11 protein-coding genes are annotated in these 20,930 nt (G+C 44.4%); 4 read left to right on the top strand and 7 right to left on the bottom strand.

What is annotated here, in order from left to right:
• Position 1: 1 nt before the first annotated feature.
• The 3 genes from ACLFWI_RS04990 to ACLFWI_RS04980 all read right to left on the bottom strand — a co-directional run bounded on the left by ACLFWI_RS04990 (position 2) and on the right by ACLFWI_RS04980 (position 8,687).
• Positions 2 to 3,547: a GAF domain-containing protein gene (locus ACLFWI_RS04990; protein WP_446412009.1), complete on the bottom strand. Its 3,546-nt coding sequence runs from the start codon at positions 3,545 to 3,547 to the stop codon at positions 2 to 4.
• 213 nt (positions 3,548 to 3,760) lie between these two features.
• Positions 3,761 to 7,021, bottom strand: a complete 3,261-nt coding sequence (locus ACLFWI_RS04985; protein WP_446412008.1) for a WD40 domain-containing protein — start codon at positions 7,019 to 7,021, stop codon at positions 3,761 to 3,763.
• Positions 7,022 to 7,124: 103 nt separating this feature from the next.
• Entirely contained in the window at positions 7,125 to 8,687 is a 1,563-nt protein-coding gene (locus tag ACLFWI_RS04980) for an AAA-like domain-containing protein (protein WP_446412007.1), read from the bottom strand.
• Between the two features lie 1,083 nt (positions 8,688 to 9,770).
• Between ACLFWI_RS04980 and ACLFWI_RS04975 the strand changes: the two genes are divergently transcribed.
• From ACLFWI_RS04975 to ACLFWI_RS04965, 3 genes are all read left to right on the top strand, one after another.
• Positions 9,771 to 10,550 carry a hypothetical protein gene (locus ACLFWI_RS04975; RefSeq protein ID WP_446412006.1) on the top strand — a complete coding sequence of 260 codons (780 nt, stop codon included), beginning with the start codon at positions 9,771 to 9,773 and terminating at the stop codon, positions 10,548 to 10,550.
• Between the two features lie 339 nt (positions 10,551 to 10,889).
• Entirely contained in the window at positions 10,890 to 11,066 is a 177-nt protein-coding gene (locus ACLFWI_RS04970; protein ID WP_446412005.1) for a hypothetical protein, read from the top strand.
• Positions 11,067 to 11,517: 451 nt separating this feature from the next.
• Positions 11,518 to 12,654 (top strand): tetratricopeptide repeat protein, encoded by a 1,137-nt coding sequence (locus ACLFWI_RS04965; RefSeq protein WP_446412004.1) that lies wholly within the window; start codon positions 11,518 to 11,520, stop codon positions 12,652 to 12,654.
• Positions 12,655 to 12,881: 227 nt separating this feature from the next.
• Here ACLFWI_RS04965 and ACLFWI_RS04960 read toward each other — a convergent pair whose 3' ends face one another.
• The 4 genes from ACLFWI_RS04960 to ACLFWI_RS04945 form a co-directional block, all read right to left on the bottom strand.
• A complete protein-coding gene (locus ACLFWI_RS04960) occupies positions 12,882 to 13,637 on the bottom strand; it encodes a peptidylprolyl isomerase (protein ID WP_446412003.1) in 756 nt (251 codons plus the stop codon).
• A gap of 259 nt (positions 13,638 to 13,896) precedes the next feature.
• Positions 13,897 to 15,465 carry an HlyD family efflux transporter periplasmic adaptor subunit gene (locus tag ACLFWI_RS04955; protein ID WP_446412002.1) on the bottom strand — a complete coding sequence of 523 codons (1,569 nt, stop codon included), beginning with the start codon at positions 15,463 to 15,465 and terminating at the stop codon, positions 13,897 to 13,899.
• Positions 15,466 to 15,756: 291 nt separating this feature from the next.
• Positions 15,757 to 18,510 carry a peptidase domain-containing ABC transporter gene (locus ACLFWI_RS04950; protein WP_446412001.1) on the bottom strand — a complete coding sequence of 918 codons (2,754 nt, stop codon included), beginning with the start codon at positions 18,508 to 18,510 and terminating at the stop codon, positions 15,757 to 15,759.
• Positions 18,511 to 18,513: 3 nt separating this feature from the next.
• Positions 18,514 to 19,086 (bottom strand): helix-turn-helix domain-containing protein, encoded by a 573-nt coding sequence (locus tag ACLFWI_RS04945; protein WP_446412000.1) that lies wholly within the window; start codon positions 19,084 to 19,086, stop codon positions 18,514 to 18,516.
• A 290-nt stretch (positions 19,087 to 19,376) separates the two neighbouring features.
• Between ACLFWI_RS04945 and ACLFWI_RS04940 the strand changes: the two genes are divergently transcribed.
• Complete coding sequence (locus tag ACLFWI_RS04940) at positions 19,377 to 20,477, top strand: tetratricopeptide repeat protein (RefSeq protein ID WP_446411999.1); 1,101 nt, start codon at positions 19,377 to 19,379, stop codon at positions 20,475 to 20,477.
• The last annotated feature ends 453 nt before the right edge of the window (positions 20,478 to 20,930 follow it).

Raw genomic sequence — 20,930 nt, 5'->3', positions numbered from 1 at the left:
GTTACTGGACTGACGCTCTAGACAGCCTACCCAAAATTTCACTTTTCAATACATCCTGCTGTTGATTGCTTTGAACAATCACAGCGACTTGATTATTAAATATCTCCATATATCGGCGATCGCGTTCATTAAAACTAGTCTTAAAATAATCAGGAACATCAAGACAATCAGCCGGATGATCCTCCGGGAAATTCCCCCGTTTGCGCTTGTTGAGTAACTGCGTCACCCCCAATAACTCCCCATCGCGACTTAAAACAGGCATACAGAGTAAACTATAGGTGCGATATCCGGTTGCTAGATCCATTTGTTTGGCGTGTAATGCGCCATCATGATCATACAAGTCATAGGGAATCATTATTAGTTTACCAGATGCTGCCACTTGACCCGCAAACCCCATACCAATTTCACAGCGAATTTTCCCAACACCAGGAAGTTCAGTCCATAAGTCACCGTATTGACGGTTAACTAACCAGAGGATACTGCGATCAGCATTGGTCAACTTTTGCGCCGCATCCATTACTTTTTGCAGAATTTCCTGGGATGTCCAATTCCCTTGACTAATTGAACTAATCGCTAACCATAATGCATCGATCGCTTGTCGCCCCTGAATGATCCGCATTTCTCGATAAAAGGATTGTACGCCTTCCAGAATCGGCAGAATTGAGGGGACAGATTCAGCCAGTTGCTTTTCATCGGCTTTCCTAAACCCTTTAGGGTCAATGCGTTCAGATAATGGTGCGCCGCGATCGCTAGTCGGTTTGAGTTTATTAATTAATTCAATCAATGCTACCACAGTCTGCTGCGAATTGACGATAGGATAGACTAAATGACTGTGAATCAGATAATCTTTAAATTGAGGAGTAGCTGTTTGAATTAACGTCGAGAGGCTGGGATGATCCTGACTAATTCGATGTCGCATTGGTTGAGAGCCAGAGGCTAACTCGCTTCCATCAGCAGCAAGCTGAACTTCTCTTAATTTTCCTGTTTCATTATCAACAATTAATGACCAAAACGTTTGGTTTTCGCTATTTAAGACAAAAATCATCGTCTGTTCAGTATTCAGCGTCTTAGTCACTGATTTGGCAATAAAACTTAGCAGGTTATGCATCACTTCATCGCTATGGTTGCCCACGGCTTGATTAAGCATCACCAGGGTATTGTGAACCCCTTCTTTTGGTTGAATTTGGGTAAACTGCTTTAAAGTTTCATGAGTCTTGGTATATTGTAAAATCACACCCACTCGCTGATTAAACACTTGCATGGACTGACAGTCATGCTCATCAAAACTGGATTGAAATTGTTCAGGCGGTTGGGGCCAATCTTCAGGTTTATAGAACGGAAAATTTCCGGGTTTACGTTTATTGACCAATTGCGTCACGCCAATTAATTCACCATCGGCGTTAAATACAGGCATACAGAGCAAACTACAGGTGCGATAACCCGTGGTGCGGTCAAATTTTCGAGAATTGGTTGCATCAGGATGATCGTAGAGGTCAAAGGGAATATTCAGGGGTTGACCTGTTTTAGCCACTTTACCCACAAATCCCACACCGACAGGGACTCGCATTTGGGTTAAAGAACCATCAGCTTGGAGAATTTTTGTCCACAAATCATGGCGATCGCGATCCAAAAGCCATAAGGTACTGCGGTCAGCATTCATCAGTTTCTTCGCCGCATCCATGACTCGTGGTAGGATTTCTTGAATGTCTAAACTACTCCTATCTAGAGAACGAGTGGCTTCGGCTAAAGCAGCGGTTGCTCGCAGTTTCTTTGTGGCACGATAACAGGATTGACAGCTTTCTATAATTCGGCGAATTGCCGGAACAAATTCTGCTAATTGCTTTTGATCCCGTTGACTAAAGCCGTGGCGATTGATTAGCCAATTTCCTTGATTATCGGAGTTTTTGGGTCGCTTTAATTTGTTGAGTAATTGAATAACAGCAATAACTTGCTGATTTTGATTAGTAATTGGCAACGCCAAGACGTTATAGGTATAGTAATTGTATTTTTCGTCATACTCTTTAACCAATTCAGACCGCGCATCTTGGTAAACATTCGAGCGAATATTAATGGATTTTCGAGTTTTTGCCACTTGACCCGCAATTCCTTCCCCTAATCGTACCTGAATATCCAGAAATTCACTCCCTTCATTTTCAGCCACGACTGACCAAAGTTCAGTTTTGTCTTCATTGAGTAAAAAGATAGTCGCGCGATCGGCGCTGAGTAAATCACCAATGCGTAAGGTTACGTCTCGCAACACCTCATACAGCGCCGGCGCCGAATCTCTACCATCAGCAACACAAGCTAGTTGAGAGACTAACAGTTTTCGCTCCAGTTCAGCTAGAGTTTTCTGAAATTGGGAATGCTGAGGTTCAGGTTCTAAAGCGGCTAGCTGTTTTTTTACCCAATTGGGGTTAAAAACTGACCGATAAATGCGATTGTGAACCTTTAAAATACTCCCTTGTTTGACTACTAATCCCGACAATCGCAGTTCCATTTGTTCAGGACTATTATCATCAATTATTTCTCCGTATCGATTCGGAGAATTGCCAAAGTATGATAGTTCATGAATGGCAGAAGAATGAGAGGAAGATATGATTTTTTGGTAAAGTTTTAACAGGGAACGACTGCGTTGTTCATTTCGGAGTAAGCGATCGCGAATGGTGCGTAAATGTTCGGGTTCATCGTGGCTTTCCCAGTTTGCCAAAATGCGCGATCGCACCAGTTGCTCAACCCAGTGAGATTCTTGTCCTAGCGGTGGCGCATCATCAGCTTCGACAATCAGTTTGCAGAGTTTCTGGGTGAGGAATGGCTGTCCCTCTGTCCAACTGAGTACCGCTTTCATCAGTTCCTGGGAATTGGCAGATTTGATGGTTAACCCTTTGGTAATGGGTTCGGCTTCGTCTAAGCGAAAACCCGTCAGTTCAATTGCTTCTCCACAGTTGAAGGGAAGACTATAGGCTTGGGAACGAATTAAATCTGTTGGCGACGCTACGCCTAAAATCGCAAATGTGAGGCGGTTATATTCCGGTTGATCGGCACGATTATTATGACAAGCGCGAATTAAACCAAAAAAGTCATTAACAGAAAAAGGCAAACGTAGAACACTGTCTACTTCATCGACAAAGATAATTAATTTTTTTCCCAAAAGCGATTCATGTTGGAGGAGAACGTCTTTAATAAATCGCACTAATCCCTGGGTACTGGACAGGGTTTCATAGTTGCACCACCAGCTATCAAAATCGCCAATTTTATCCAGGAGATGAAAACTATCAGCTAGGGTATAGGTAATACTGCCATAAAATTCACTCGGCGTAATATCGGGACTAATGATTTCGGTTAAATCGATCGCAGCACAGGCAATTCCTTCTGACTGGAGTCGCGTCATGGTTTGCACGCGCAGGCTAGATTTGCCCATCTGTCGAGAATTTAGGACATAACAAAAGAGTCCAGCTTTTAAGGCTGTATAGAGAGCGCGATCGGCTTGTCGCCAAACATAGGTGGGAGCATCAGCCGGGAGACTACCACCAACTTTATATTCATACATGGTCTACTAAATAAGTCTTGTTGTGGAGGTAGGATGCAGGAGAAGCATGTTCCAGACGTGCCATGGCACTATGGCAAGCTGGGGGAGCAAACTTCGAGTATTCTTGGGTGAATCCTTGATAAATCCATAATAATTTGTTGAAGCATAGTTTTCCAAGCGATTTGTTTGTGTAGGCATCTTGCTCTTGTACCCAATAAATACAGTACAATCGTTTTATGTCCCTAGTGATTGGCTGTTAAGAGTTTTGATGACTTCAGGATAAGTCACTAAATAATCCTTGAGCCAGTCATAACCTCTGGCTAACAATTCTTCTAATCCTTCAACCCGCCACAGGCGAACGATGCCATCATCTCCAGCCGTAGCAATACGTTTTCCACTCCCGCAAAAACTCACAGTTCTGATTGCGCCTTGATGATCCTGAAATTCAGCTAGCAATTGTCCGGAAATTGTCCAAATTTTTGCTTTGCCGTCTGCACCTGCTGTGGCAATAATCTGCCCGTCAGGACTACAACTGATACTGGTAACTTCTGCCTGATGTGCCTTCCATTCCCCTAAATGATGTCCCGATAAATCCCACCAACAAACAGTACCATCTATTCCTGCGGTAGCGATGCGTTGACCATCTGGGTGAAAGCTTATACTCTTAAGTTCACCGCGATTCGTATTCCATTGAGTTAGCACATTTCCACTCACATCCCATAGACTAATAATACCATCAGTTCCGGTTGTAGCAATGCATTTTGTGGGTAAGGTTTGCCAACCCGGACTACAAGTAACGCTGTTTACTCTAGCCGAATCTTGAAACTCGTAACAGAAAATGACGTTATAATCAACACCCTCTAGGTTTTTGATCTGCCACTGTGGGTTATCAGGATTTGAAGATAAAAGGGAATTGAACAATGGGGTATTAATTGGCTGCGATATAACTCGCCACAGTCGCACTTTCCCATCGGCTCCGGCTGCGACAAGATAGTGCATTCCAGGGCTAAAACTGGCATGTCTAATCCAACCTTGAGGGTTATCAAGTTGAGCCAATTGTTGTCCGGCTAAATTCCAGAGGCTGATGTTGCCGTTTTCTCCGGCTGTTAAAAGATGGGCTTGGCTGGGTGCAAAAGTAACAACATAGATTTTACTTTGATGGGTATTCCATCGCGCCAGAAATTTGGGGTAAATATCCCAGAGTCGAAGTTCACCATATACAGTTGTGGTGGCTAAACCTTGACTATCTGGACTAAAACTTAGACCTAAGACTGTACCCCCATTCTCATTGAATTGAGCAAGTAATTGTCCCGATAAATTCCACACTCTAGCTATACCACCTGACACCGTAGCCAAATGTTGACCATCTGGACTAAAACAGATACTCCTTACTGAGTTTTGATGGCAAATGCGGAGAACTACATGCCGCTCATAATTTTGATTGTTCTTGAGGATAGTTACCTGCAGTTTAGACAAATTCCAGAGTTGTACTGTGCCATCCTGATGTGCCGCAGCTATAAACTTTCCATCAGGACTAAAGCTGATATTTAAAATTGGACTTTGAAGACTTTTAACGTGATAAATTTGCTCTCCTGATAAGTTCCAAAGTATTACACTGCCACCCCATTTGCAGGTTCCAACTGTGGCAATATGCTGTCCGTTGGGACTAAAACGTGCTGCCCAAATTGTGCCGCCATGACTTTTAAATTGAGCCAGTTGTTTTCCGGATAAATTCCACAGCTTTGCTGTGCCATCTCGTCCGACGGTGATGAGCTGCGACTCATCCGGACTGAAACTAACAGTTGAAATTGAGCCTTGATGACCGGAAACTTGGGTAATTAGTTCTCCTGAACTATGCCAAACTTTTGCCAAACCATCTTGTCCAGCAGTGGCAATGAATTTCCCATTAACACTAAAAAGAATATCATAAATAATACCCTGATGTCCTTGCCATTCCCTTAACCGTTGCCCGAATCGATTCCAAACTTTAATCGTACCGTCTCCTCCAGCCGTCGCTAGGCACTTCCCGTCTGGGCTAAAGCATACATCTTTAACCATACCCTGACCCGTTGAAAATCGATTACGTTCGTAGATATTGTGCAAAATTGTTTGTAATGCAAACAGGGGGGTAAGGGCAGGAAAGTCAGACAATAGACAAGAGGTTGTGATTTTGGTTTTTAAAGTATACCCCGCTTGAAGGGCTAAGCATAATGCCTCAATTGGTTTATATTTAAACTGCTGTAGAGCATCTTTAGCCATCTGCTCAACTTGCTCAATTTCTGCCACAGACTTTGGCACTGTTGCTGGTGTTATCTCTGGTAATATACACGCTTCCGCCAAGAGTTCATCTAACCATTTTTGGTTAAAAACTGCCTCGTAAATCCGGTTAGCGACTCTTAACTTGCCCTGCTGCTTCACCACTAACCCAGACAGCCGTAATTCCATCTGTTCGGGTGTGTCCTTGGCTTTCACTTCTCCTTGGTGTAAAATCTGTTGATAGAGGAGCAGTAAGGGTTTCTGGCGCGGACTCCACCTGATGCGATCGCGGATTGTTCTCAAATGCTCCGGTTCATCACAGGCTTCCCAGTTTTCAATGATACATTCTCGGACTAACTCCTCTATCCCACTGGCAACGGATTTGGTAACGGATGTAACAGATAGATTATCGATTCCAGATAAACTTTCTTCAAAAACCGATAACCCATCCGCTACATCATCCGTTGCTACCTGTTCAACTACTAATTTGCATAACTTTTGGGTCAAAAAGGGTTGACCCCCTGTCCAGTCCAATATCTCTGCAAGCACATCGGCGGGGTTAGTGACTTTTCCGGTTAAGCCTTGTACTAAAGGTTTAACTTCATACCACTCAAAGCCAGTTAATTCAATGGCTCGACCTATGTTAAACGGTGTACTAAGATTTCTATCAGCAATCAAACTTGATGGTGTGGCAACACCCAACAAACAAAACGAGAGGCGTTGGTAAGCAGAATTATCAGAACGCTGATTATAGCACGCTCGGATAAAGGCAAAAAAGTCATCCCGAAAGGGGATTTTTATGATACTATCGATTTCATCGATAAAAATAACAATGTTTTGGGAGAACTCAATTAGGAGAACATCATCGATAAATTCACTCAACCGTTGTACTGGAGATAAAACCGCGCGATCGCGCCACCAGTTGCTAAAGTTAATTTTCCTGGAAAGTCGAAACCCGCGCAATAATTCAGATACCAATCCCCCATACCATTCTTCTGGCGTCACGTAGCTACCAATGCGAGTCATATCAATCGCCGCACATTTGACGCCTTGAGCTTTCAGCTTCTTTGTCATCTGCACCCGCAAGCTGGATTTACCCATTTGTCGGGAGTTGAGAACATAGCAGAATTCCCCGTTAATTAATCCCTGATACAATTGAGCATCAGCGTTTCGCACCACATAAGTCGGGTGCTGATACTCTAAACTTCCTCCTACTTTGTAATAATTGTTATCGGGCATAGAGTTTGGATTGATAGTAAATTGCTATAGCATCGGCTAGTGTAATCTCAGTAGCAAAAACCCTGTAGAGACGTTGCATGCAACGTCTCTACAATTTGGTTCGCTAGAATTTATAATGCATAATTCGCTGAAAATATTGCCGATATAATTGACAACGCGGGATGACGCGATCGCGCTTTCGCTGAATCAGTCCCATACTGTACAATTGATACGCCTCCATGGTTTCAATTTGCACGGGTTCTGTAGCACTAACAACCTGTTTTAAGGCGGCGGCTAATTCTGAATTTTCTTTCAGGATTCCCCAATGTCGGCGCAAATGTGCCTCATAGATTCCCGCTTCGGTTGGCGCATCTTGCAATAATTTGCTGAGTGTCACATCCTGACTGGCTAAGTGATAAAGTCCCAATCGCACTAAATAGGGATGTCCCCCCACCATCGCCATTAACTGTAGAACTTGCGTCTCATCCCAATCCAGTTGATAGCGTTGAGCTAAATCGGCGACTTGTTGCGAGGTAAACTCCGGCAATTCTATCGGTAATCCCACATTAAACGGGGATTGATTAATATCCAACGGTCCATAATCTTCCGTTGAATGTGCCACGACTAATCGCAATTCTTCCCAACTATCCACAGTCTTGGCTTCCTCATGCCAACTGCGTAACATGGGAAAGAATCCTTGTGCAATATCGGGGGACTGAAACACTCGATCCGCTTCATCTAATGCCAAGACTAAAGGTGAATCGAGTTGTTCTAATAAATGATCTTGGATGTAGGTTGTACAATTAACAATACTGCCCCGATCCTGATCCCAATACTTATCCAGTTGAGCATCAAGTTTAAGTTTAGAACTGATACAAACACACAACCAGCGCAAAAAGCGATTCAGACTGCTAAAAACGTCCGCTTCAGCTTGCAGAAAATTTAACCGCACTGTGGCATAACCCTGTTGTTCGGCATAGTCTAAAATTCGATCCAGCAGCGACGTTTTACCCATTTGCCGAGGTGCTTTAATCCGAATCAGCGCCCCAGGTTGACGAATCGTCTGATAACAACGCTCCTCAATGGGATGGCGTTCTATATAAAACTGAGAATTGAGTTCCACTGGACTATTCGGTAGTTCCCCAAGAAGGGCGGGTTTAGTTAAGTTAGAGGTTGTCTCCAGAATGTTATCAGTAAAACCCGCCCCTACAACTCCCTGCTTCTGTTCCCGTTGCTGCACGCCTGTGCTTACAGAAGGCGGTGGTGATGCAGTCGGGGCGACTTGTTTGGATTTTTCCGGGCGGCGACGTTCCCACTCTAGATTAAACCGTTGCATAATCGCCTCTTTATCGTACCGCTTGTGCCAGAGTTTCAGGGTAAAGTGCCAATCATGTAATCCTTTCTTTCCTGGACGATTATCTTCTAGAATCTCGACAAAATCTGCCAGCCGTTTCAGTGCTTCTTTAATTTGTTCGCTATTTAGTTTGCCTTCATAGGGATCTAAGGATGTCAATTCTTGGAGAAATCGCACCTTTGTCCTGACAACCAACTGATTCTCACTTTGCCAGTTGACCTTTATCTGTAGATGTTCTGTATTCTCCCACTCGTCATTAGCGTAAGCCAGCAACGCTTCTAACAGGCGCTTTGCCCGTTTTTTCGCTTGAGGCCCATAGTTCGGTCTAGCCATCGACAAGTCCCACCCAGTAAGAACGTTGGGGGATTCCCCGAAGTTGAGCAACATCCCCTAACGGTTTATCCCCCATTGTAGATAAAATCTAGCTACCAGCACAGGTAGCAAAGTTGAGGGTAGTTCCCCTGTTGGTAGTAGGCACTTTAGTGCCTACCTCAAGATCCCCAATAAGTGGAGGTTGGGTAGAGAGTAAGCGTTACCCAACAGGAGTTTCTATGAGTTGGGTTACTCTACCCTTCGGAAACACCAAAGGTGAACGAGAAGGCTCCGTCTAAGCTGTCATGCATTTAAATTGGGAATGGGTAGCGAGCAAGATGAATGGGTAGCGAGCAAGATGCTCGCACTACTACAATGATTTCGCCATTATTGACATTAAGATTTAAATGCCGAACAGCTTACGTTCCCATAGCCCCACAAAGGTGACATGCTCTCGTTTAGTTATTTTGACCCCTGCTAGCGGCTATTCGGAAAAAATTGTCACAATAATTATCCAGGTTCTTGAAAAAAGCCAGTTCAGCTTGAGCCGTTTTAACTGTCCTCCTGAGTCAGGAACTGTCTCGGTGTTTAATATGGCTCTGTTATATACAGAGGATGGGTTTGAGTCGTTTTAGGTAATGTGAAGTCGGCTTTCTTGAATATAGGGTTCAATTCCATAGGGGTGACGGGTTGACCCAGTTCAATCTATTTTGTTTTCTGTTGGCATTAAAGGAAATGAGATAAAATTCCTTTATTTTTTTCTAAGCAAGTTCTGGCTTAAGCTTGAAGTCTAAGGTTTGAGTGAACTATAGTAACGGTGGATTAATCAGAGGATTAAGCGAAGTAAACTTATGTCTAGGATTACCGTCTCCGATTTGCCTTTAGCTGGTTCTGAGTTGTTTCAAGGTGCTGAAAGCTTTCTGAGTGATCTAATAATCTAATAGAAGATGACCTGTCAATTATGGCTGGACTGCAATTCACTATAATTAGAGTCAGCATCGTTGATACTGCTCCCCTCGGCGGCGAGGATGTTTTCTCTAAGTCTATCTCTTACATTTGGTGATAGATTGGTCGTTTCATTCTATTTAAATAGCTTCATCAGTTATGACATTCCTTTTGAATTCTGATAATATTTTCAATTATTTAGTTGAGCATGGTTTCTGTAATCCCTCAGAGCTAGCTCTCAGTCAAGTTGAGCCAGTTGCTGCCAAAAACTTTAACTTATTGGTAAAATTTACTGACACTCATAAGCTTTTAGTTAAGCAGGAACGGCATAATCAGGATGGGAAAGCGGCTGGCGAGTTTTGGGGAGAGTGGCAGATGCAAGTGTTTTTGCAGCAATTTCCAGAGGTTGAACACCTACGCCCATTTCTGCCAGACGTGTTGCATTTTGATCGGGACCATTCCATTCTTGTCTGCCGTTACCTGGATGATTACCGGGATTTAATGGAGTTCTACAGTAAGGAGAATAGTTTTCCTACAGAAATTACGCTGGCAATGGGTACGTTTCTGGGAACTCTCCATCGTGATACGTTTAACTGTCAAGACTATCAGCATTTCTTTGCTCAACAGTCGGATACTCTTACAACTGAGCAAGTCCCTAAATTAATTCGGGGGTTGGAACGAATTGGACCCGAAATTTTTGGTCAAGTGCCTGCTGATGGGTTGAAGTTTTTTGCCCTTTATCAGCGGTATGATAGTTTGGGGTGTGCGATCGCGGAATTAGGCAGTGCTTTTTCTCCCTCTTGCCTGACGCACAATGACCTGAAGTTAAATAATATCCTGCTGCACACCGATTGGGAGCAAACCCCTGATAGCATTACCCGCCTATTAAAAACCTGTAGCACATTGACTGTTGCTACCAATCGCCTAGGGGTGATTTAACCTAAAACAGGACTTATTTCCCTTCAATCCCAGATCAATTGGGGTTGATTTTTTACGTATTTTTGTAAGGTACAATATTAGAAAAAATATAAATTAAATAAGAATAAATAACTCTATTTATTTACTTTAATAATTAGGATAATAACAGTTATGCTCAGCTTATTGCATCAATAGTGTAATTACCTCAAACTATAAAAGACAAAAAACGAATATTTATTTCTAATTTAGAGTTATAAAATACTTGAAAAAACAGAGTAAATCCCGGAATATATTAATGGGATGAGGCAATCGAAAGATTAATCACAACCCAAACAAGTTTATTTAGGAGTACATTTTCCAATGGCTGAAATCAAAATCAATAACCTAAAGGCTGATGCCGAAAAATCAGAAGAGATGATTGATCTAAGGAGCGAGGCTGAGGCAGGTAATTCAAACGCTTTTACTGCTTTCACAACATTGCGCGGAGGCATGATGTTGGCGTCGCTGCCTAAGACCGTTTGGTCTTCTTTCGCCTAAGTTCGTTTGCTCCTGTTTGGCAGCGTTATAAAACAGTCATTGACTCACGCCCAAGCATTATGAAGACGGAAAGTAGTTTTTAAAACGTCTCTTATTTCCACAGTGGCACTGTTAACAATATTCTAGTACCACTGTGGGTTACTTTGATGAATAGCCTAGGCTTTGTAGGCTGTATCTACCATTTGTTTCTGGTTCATTCATTTCTAGTAATTAGCAACACCAAAAAGGAGAAAAGTCTGTGTTTTTGCTTGACAGTTCACCAATAGCTTGGCTAAATCGACCCTATTTTGATCTAGGTTCTTTCAACGGTGGTTCCCTCCATCTTTATGGGATAGAGTTCAGTTATCGCAATTTAATCAGTAACACACCAATCAATGACATACCACTGACTTATGGGGTACAGGTAAAGCTTCCCTATTCCTTTCGGGAATCCTTACTGCGAGAGACTGGTATGACCCAATACCAAGTAGATAACCCCCTACAACTTGCGAATGAGTTACAAACCGAACGATGGAGCAAAGTCTGTGACTATTTGACCCATTACCAGAAGCTTCAGCTCGTTACAAAATACCGGCTTATAAATCTTTTGAGCAGCTTATGCTTCCATCCGACTGTCTTAGAATACGTGCCAGAGATGTCAGGTTCGGAGATAGGCAGCGATCCTGCATTGGCAGCACTGGCTTTGTGTAGAGCTATTTCAAGTTTGCTCTTACACCAAGATCACGGTACGCTTGACAACTTGAACTTGAAGGAACTTGAAAACATTGCTAATTATGCTCCATCTGGTACTCAGGTACGGTTTAGTGCTGCTATCCAGCTTGTAGTCCAGTATGCGAAAACCTTCAGAAATTTGGAGGGCGCAGAGTTTTGGCGAGCAATTGCCACTAAAGAAATCCAAAACCTTAAACCTTTACTCGATGATTTTGGTTACAGACTCTTGACGAGTATCTACTATCGCGCCGTTGTTTTTGTTCCCCTCCTACATGGAGATAAAGACAAGGTAATTCAGGAGATGGATCTTTGCCAATCCTATGCAGAAAGCCTGACTTGCGAGAATGAAGTGCAGGAGGTAGTAGCCAATGAGAACCGGAATATTATTTTAGAGAGCCGAACGAAAGAGGCTTTGTGGCTCCGGAACCTAGATCTAGCCGAGGAGCGATCGCGACTGCTAGCCCAAATGGATTCGTTAGATCCGAGATATCGCCTTGAGTTGGGAGAAATCCTCATCAAGCAGGGCAAAATTGAAGAGGCAGCTAAGGTTTACAGATCAGCAACCAAGCTAGGTCCCCCAGGGACAGCCATTGCTTGGTTTATGATGGGTCAGTGCTACGAGGCTATGAGTGAACTGGAAATAGCTTGTGATTGTTACCTAGCTTCTCTCAAGATCGATCCAGAGGCTATCTCGGCTTTGGAGAAACTGGCTAATTTAGCCCCAAGTCTTGGGAACTCAGCTCTCGTTAACTGGAGCAAACTGCGTTTGATTGAACTACAGGAGCAAAAACAACGTATGTCTATAAAGCCCAAGCGCTCATATACAAGCGAAGCTTCTTCTAAACTGAAAACTGCTGCACAGGCAATGACCATTTAATCCAAAGCAGAACTGAACTGGCGTTAAACCATCTGATTCGGAATTTAAGATGTAAAATAAGATTTTAATCAAGGTGGTTGTAGGTGTATTAGTTGACCAACTCACCGATTGATGGTCTAACAAAGCTTATGACTACATAGTTTAACTAATAAAGCCATCTGATGCTTATCAGATGGCTTTTCAATTGGGTATTTGATAAATGGAAAATTTGAATTTAGGAAAAGCATCTAAGCTGCTTGGTTGTTCAATTCAATACTGGTAAGAACTTTTAATTGCTCAATTTGCTGATTCAACCATTCTTGAAATAAATCCGAAAGGATTTGATAGTGCAGCTTATTATCCAACTCCGGCTCAACAATCTCCTCCACCAAAATCAGATGTACTCCCTTAGAAGTCACTACTGGCTTAAGCACCTGCGGCGGCGTAGCAGCAAAAACAGCAGCAGAAATTTCCGGTTTCAACTCCTTACGCTGCACTATCCCCCGATATCCCCCCTTTCGGCGTAACTCTGTATCCTGAATGTATTGATGAGCCACCTCATAGAAACTCATCTCACCTTCTTGAATCGCATAGAAGAGTTCCATCGCCAAATCTTCATCATCCAGAACAACTTCATACATCACAACCCCAGCATAATCCAACTGATGTTCAACAAAAAAGGGTTCAACTTTGTCCGCAAATAGATGGTGTGCCAACTTCCCAGAGATGACGTTGTTGTAAACCAATTCTTCAAAATCATCTAGGGAAAGACCATTTTTTTGTAACCATACTTTCGTTTCCTCAGCACTGTTAAGTTTGCTGATTAACCGTAGGCTGTCTGCTGCTTTCTGAAGTTCCTCCGTCTCCACTGTAATTCCTACCTCTTCTGCGGCATCCGCAATAACCTTACGAGTAACAATTTGCTCAACTATCTCAGGAATCTGACACGATAGCTTAACTTGATGCAGAATATCCTCATGGGAAATAGTAATTGCTTGTGACATGATATACTCCTCAATTCTAACTTTTTACTGGAAGTCTATAAACTATTGTAGAGACGCGCCATGGCGCGTCTGGGCGGGTTTAGTCACATCTTGGTGAAACCGAAAAGTTGTAGAGACGTTGCATGCAACGTCTCTACTAACGTTGCGCCACATACGGTGAAAACTAAGCTCCTTAATTAGGTGATTGACTATCTCTTTCAACCAGCCGATGTCACTAGACTAATTTTTCTGTAAATCCGAATCCATAGTCCTAAAACATCTAAAGTTCCAACCCCCCTTTTTGTAACTTCTTAAACGGATCAAGAATAAAATCAATAATCCGACGCTGGCGGACAATCACCTCAGCTATTGCCGTCTGTCCAGCCGCTAACTCTGTACAACCTTGTGAGGTTTTAATACAAGTCTGTTTCAACTCAATTTCCAGGTCAAACGTCGCTATCTGTCCCTGCTCAGTTTCCGTCACTTTAGACGTAGGTGAAATCTGACTCACCGTTCCTTCAACTACCCCGTAATCTTGGAACGGATAAGCATCAAACTTCATCTTGACAAGCATCCCTTCACGCAGCGTCCCACTTTCAGAGGTAGCCATCTGCGCTCGCAGGATAAGATAAGCATTCTTGGGCGCAATCTCAGCAATTAACGTACTCGGTTGTACTACCGCCCCCGTTCGTTGAATCGGTAACTGAAAAATCGTCCCACTCACGGGTGCACTTAACACTCGTTGTCCTAGCTGAAATTCCCACGATTGAATCTGACTTTTACTCTGAGCAATTTCGGCTTTAAGCGTCGTAACTTGTGTTTGCAGTTCTTCAATCTGTTCTTCACTTTTAAGCATAGCAATATCCCCCGAATGAATCAAACTCTGATAGCTCTTTTGCTGCTCTTGTAAACGCAGTTTGGCTTGCTCGATATCAGACTGGGCTTGATGAATAATCCTCTGATAGCTGCTTTGTTGCTCTTCCTTCCGCAGCTTCGCTTGCTGCACATCCGACTCCGCTTGTTCCTGCAATCGTTGCCGTTCTTGAGCCAAATCTTCCTGTTCAACCACCTTAATTTCGGGAACCACACCTTGCTCCTGAATTTGGCGGTAACGTTGGACTTCTCGTTGTGCTTTAGTTAAACGAATTTCGGCTAAATTCAAGGCAGTTTGGCTATAGTCAAGGTTTTTCTCTGCCTGATTGACTTGAGCCAGTTTCTCCTCCTTTTGTAAATTGTAAGAATTCCTGAGAGACTCCAAGTTCTGCCGTGCTTGCTCCACTTGAGCCTGTTTTTCCAATGCTTGAGCCTGGTTTTGTTGCTGTTGAGCGCGAACTCCCAGAAGTAATTGGTTTTTCATTAATTCCAACTGCGCCAGCCGATTTTGTTGCCCTTCCAATCTCGTCTGAGCTTGCTGAAGTTCGCTCTTAATCTCCTCAGATTCCAGTTCCAGTAACGGCTGTTTATTGGTGACCAATTGACCTTCCTTGACTAAAACCTTAGCCACTGTCCCCGCCACGGGTGCATCCACTTTAAACACATTCCCCTGCGGCTCTAGTCGCCCTCTAGCACTCCCGGTTTCATCTACCTTAGATAGCATTGCCCAGGGTAAGATAATCCCAGCAAACACGACCAAAAAATACAATAACCCCCGCGTCCAAACTCGCGGTACAGTATCAATCAGTTCCTTGGTCAACGATGACCAATCTTCATTAATCAGTTGAGAGGAGTTTACCTGATTGGGTAGTGCTGTTTGAGCCGGATTATTGGTCATAATCGCTTCAGTCTGTTCTTGATCACGAGGATAGTGACCATTCCGACTCCCTGGTTCCTGTGTTGATAATTTGGGCATGTTAGTGTTGATTGTTAATTGTTCATTCTTCATGGGAATTTATAAGGAAAGCCTGTCAGTTAATTGTGGGATAGATTTGTTTTGTAGTGAGGGCTTTAGCCCTCTCAAGTTATGCGTTATAGCACTAAAGTGCTTACTACAAACAAAGCACTATTTTAGGTGTGCCACGCCACTACAAAGGTGACAGACTTCCTTTCTAAGGGCAGGTCTGAGACGGATTAAAATGTCAGCGTTCAGAATGATAAAGTACACTATACAGTCTCTAATTCCCATTAGCGATTAGCCTTTCATTCAACCTGTCACAGTCAGTTGCTGCTGATTGAGATAAAAATACTGACCCCGCTTTGCCATTAATTCGTCGTGAGTTCCACTTTCCACCAAAACCCCTCTATCTAACACCAAAATTCGGTCAGCATTCCGTACCGTTGACAGGCGATGAGCAATCACTAATGTTGTCCTATCCGTGAGAATCGTATTCAGATTAGTCTGAATAATCCGTTCCGATTCAGCATCCAAATTACTCGTCGCTTCATCTAAAATCAATAATCGCGGATTTCCTAATAAAGCACGAGCAATCGCCAGACGCTGTCGTTGTCCCCCCGATAACATTCCTCCCCCTTCACCAATTTGAGTTTCATAACCCATGGGCAATTCCTTAATAAACTGATGCGCTCCCGCCTGTTTAGCCGCGTCAATTACATCATCCAACGTAGCTTCTGGATGACCGACAGTAATATTGTCCCGAATTGTACCCCCAAATAGAAACGTATCTTGGTCAACCACACCAATTTGCTGACGGAGCGATCGCAGGGATAAACTGGTAACATCGTAGCCATCAATGAGAATCTTCCCTTCAGTCGCAGGATAAAGCCCCAAAACCAACTTAGAAATCGTCGTTTTCCCCGAACCACTACGCCCAACCAGCGCCACCATTTGCCCGGGCTGCACGTCAAAACTGACATTTTCTAGCGTATTCAGATCACTTTCGGGATGGTAACGAAACGTGACTTGTTCAAACCGAATATGTCCGCGAATTGGGGGTAAAAATTGACGAGATGAGGAGTGTAAATCTTCCTCCGGTTCAGCATCAATCACATCATTAATCCGCTCCACCGCAATCACCACTTCCTGCAAATCATTCCACAACACAATCAACCGCTGAAAGGGACGAATTACATTCCCCAGCAACATATTAAACGCGACTAATTGCCCAATCGTAAGTTCATTTTGAATCACCAGCCACGCGCCAAACCAGAGTAAGGCTGTCGTGACGACGGCTTCAATGGTTAAGCTAAATGTCTGGAGTGTATTACCAATCACCTGTCCAGAAAAGGACGTTTTAATCGACTTGCCAAACAAATCCTCCCAATGCCAGCGCACCGTCTGCTCAACCGCCATGGATTTGACAGTACGAATCCCTGTCAGGGATTGGATTAAGTAGCCCGTTTCCTCCGTATAAGCCCCAAAAATCTCACGGGAAACTCGCTGTAAAAAGGGTGTGGCAATTAACGCCAGTAACACAAAGGGTGGTACAATAACTAACGTTAACAGCGCCATCTTCCAACTGTACCAAAACATCAATCCCACATAGATAAATACCGTCAGTAAATCCAGCAGAATGGATAGGGCTTCCCCCGTAAGAAAACGCTGAATCTTGCGATTTTCCTGGACACGGGAAATGATGTCTCCCACATAACGAGACTCAAAGAAACTCAAAGGAAGCCGGAAGGTATGGCTAATAAACCCGACAATCAGCGCTAAATCAACTCGGTTGGCGGTATGATCCAGAAGGTATTGCCGCAGTCCAGTCATGGCGACTCGAAACAAGCCAAAGATGAGTAACCCCAATCCGACGGCGGTTAACGTCAACGTGCTGCGCTGTACAACCACCCGATCCAACAGCAACTGAGTAAATAGGGGCGTAATCAGTCCAAAAATCTGAATCAAAACCGAAGTAATCAACACCTCCAGCAACACCAGTTGGTGGGGTTTCACCAGTTCAAAGAATTGCCAGAAGGGGGTGCTGGCTTCTTGAGCCTGCTTGAGCAATGCTGTAGGCTGGAGTAATAAGGTATAACCCGTCCAATCCGCTTTAAATTGGGCATGAGTTAAGCTACGCTGACCAATAGCCGGATCAGCCACAATCACGCGATCGCGGGTCACCTCATAGACAACGATATAGTGCTTCCCTTGCCAATGAATAATCGCCGGTAACCGTTGTTCAGCCAGTTTATTCAGACTAGCTTTTACTGGACGAGTGGTAAACCCAATACTCTCAGCAGCGGCGGCTAACCCGCGCAGTGACGCCCCATTGCGGTCAACATTGGCAATATCCCGCAGGCGATTCACACTAAACCGTTTCCCCCAGTAACGCCCCACCATCACCAAGCAAGCCGCACCGCAATCCGAGGCACTTTGCTGAGCAAAGAACGGATAGCGTCGGGTGATTCGCCCCCACCACTGACCCACTTTTACGGTAGGGTTGGGGAAGTACGCCCGACTTATCTGGGACTGGGGTTTTTGTTCCTCAGACCGTTGAGACAAGACAACCGCCTCAGACTGACGGGGAAATGCTGTAACCAAGGGGTTGTCTGTCGATTGGCTGGCGTTTGCCCCCCTCACCTGTGAATCTCGGCGTACTGCGGATGAGTACAGATGCTCTTTGATCGAGGGATACTGGCGAATGAGCGATCGCAAAACATCACCGGGAATATAGCAAAGCCTCAACTTAACGGAAGCTCTAGCCGCATAGGGGTGAAATTCCTCCTCTGGAAACAGCGTGAGTTCACCAAATGACGCCCCTGTCTCTAGTGACGTAATTAAATCATCCGTACTATTGAGCAGTCTGACTTTACCCGCCAAAATAATATAGAGTCCCACCGTCGCCTCTGCTGTATGCCAGAACCGTTTACCTGGGGTTGGCTGGAGAATTTCAATCTGCTGAAAACAGTTTGAGAGTTCCCTATCGGAAAGAGCCTGTCCCAAAGTTTGGGCAAGCTGTTGACCAAGCTGTTGCGGGGAAAAAGTTGATGACTTGTGAACCATGAGTTAGTGACTGGTCTTGATAAGATTGAGTGACCACGGGAGTTCGGACTCGCAAGCAGATTGCAAGTCCCCAATTCTGATGCGAGAGCCTTGAGGGGTTTCCAACTCCGTTACTTCTGGTGCTGAATCGGATTTGGGTCGAGTGGAGAGTCCCATCTTCTTGAGCAAAAGGTTAACATTGCGATCGCTCACCTCAATCCCCAACTCTTTCGCCAGATGCTTACTTAACCATTGCCCGGTCCAGCGCCCAAAGGAATAGCCATAGTCACGGGGACTATGGCTCACCAGTTCTTTCAACCGCTCTAAATACTGATCATTCACCGTCTTCGGGCGACCAATCCGACTCTCTTGCCATTGGTGTGCCATTCCCGCACGGGCGACGTGTATCCAATGCCGTGCGGTTGCTGGACAACACCTCAAGGTTTGACAAATTTTGGCTTGAGATATCCCTTCATCTGCCAGCAACATGATTTCAATCCGCTGGCGGTACTTTTCCGGTAAATCCTCTTGCAGACTTTTTTGCAGCAGTTTGCGCTGAAACGGTGTTAGATACTGACCCGATGTTTTCACCGTCATCTCTCCTTCTGAAATTTCAGTTATGGCGAATCACTGAGCGTCAACCATCAGGGTGATGATTTCCCTTTGCCGATACAGTCACAAGTTAGCTCTAATTGTCACTTTTGTGACTTACAGGTCACTATTGTGACAATTATTTCGCTAGTTGTCAATCTAGTTGAAGCAATAGACGAACACCCCTAAAGACAGAGGAAAGTATGTCGGCTAGAATTGGGGAGAAATAAAAGTCACAACCAACTGGCTTGAGTAACAGTCACAAGTGTGGATGAGCTAGCCAGCGATGAAACCGAATGAATCAAAAGGAGTTCGAGGAAGCATTTAATCGACTAACACCCCGACGCAAGCAGGTGTTACGACGAGTATTGGCGGGTGAAACCGATGGAGCGATCGCCAAGTCTCTGGAGATTGGAGACGCGACCGTCAGAAAACATATTGAGCGGATTTGTCAAACATTAGGGTTAGACAATGACCATGCCGATGAGCGCCGCTACAAACGCCTGGAAGTCGCTAAGCTCGTGGCACAGTACAAACCTGAACTACTCACAGACTCCACCCCTGTCACTGCCAATCAGGTGACACCCGAAACAGCCCATACCAAAGACACCAGTGATGCTGAAATAGGGGCTACCCAAACCCCTGAGTCAGCAAAATTAGCTGAACCCTCTCAAGATGAACCTGATGTCATCTGGCAGTTACCCGCCATGACCCCACCCGTCCGCGAGCAGCTCCTCAAAACCTTCAGCCAACTAATTGACGAGGAACCCAAACGGAAGCAAATAGCTAAAAATCTCAACAAAATTGGCTATGAACGCTACCTAGACGGCGACTTTCAACGTGCTGCCTTTTACTTGCAGTGGGCAATTGAATTTAATCCCAACCTAGGCGGCGCTCACTACAACCTGGGTTCAACCTGTGAAAAGCTAGAAGAGATTGAGCGTGCCTACAACCATTACCAAGCAGCAGCCAGCTACAAAGGACGCGCCGCCGATGCTGCTCTGAGTAACCTGGCTCGTTTAGATATATTAGCAGGAAACAGCGCTACAGCGATTGAGCGGCTCTTGCCAAGAGTAACGCAGGTTAAGGATGCTTCGGTGAAATCCTCTATCCACAAAAATTTGGGTTGGGCGTATCTGCTGCAAAAACACTATTCTGACGCTCAGTATCACCTGCAAAAGGCAATTGAATTAGATAGCGAACGTGCAGCTAGTTACTGTTTACTCGCACAAGTACAAGACATTCAAGGGGACGAAAAAAGCGCTCTGGCATCATGGGCAAACTGCCTTACCTATGACACCAGAGACAGGAGACGAAAAGAAGTCGCTTGGAGATCTCCGGAATTAGACTTCTGGCAGTTTCAGGCACGCGAACGCCTAAAATCTTCAGGCAATTAGGCTGAAAATTCAACAACGTCTAGACTGGTCGGAATCAAGGATTAGGAACAATTGGCACATCATTTTCATCATCTTCATCATCCTCATCCTGGAGAGAGCGAGTAGACATAGAGTTACCGATGAGTGCAAAGTAATACATAGTTTTGGCAAACTAAAGTTCACAACGAATCAAAACTGCTGTTCACACTCACATCACAATCTTGATCATGCTGGCGGTGCTTGGCAGTCATTTGACCGTTGAACTCAGAGTAGTTGGGGGAATTGCCTTCAAACCAGCCATCCACACTGGACGCTAGAAGTTTTCTACAATAAGCGATAGACAGTTAGGGGCGTTACTAAAATTAGGGGACTCCCCCAACTTTCTGACAGAGTTTGACTTGGCGATGGCGAGACCACAAGTTATAGCATTACGCATTGAGGTTAGGACAATAAAATTGGGTGAAAAGGCAACAG

Source organism: Coleofasciculus sp. (assembly GCF_046539235.1).
GTDB lineage: Bacteria > Cyanobacteriota > Cyanobacteriia > Cyanobacteriales > Coleofasciculaceae > Coleofasciculus.
The sequence above is the reverse complement of the archived record's forward strand: the minus strand, read 5'-3'. Positions and strand labels throughout refer to the sequence as shown.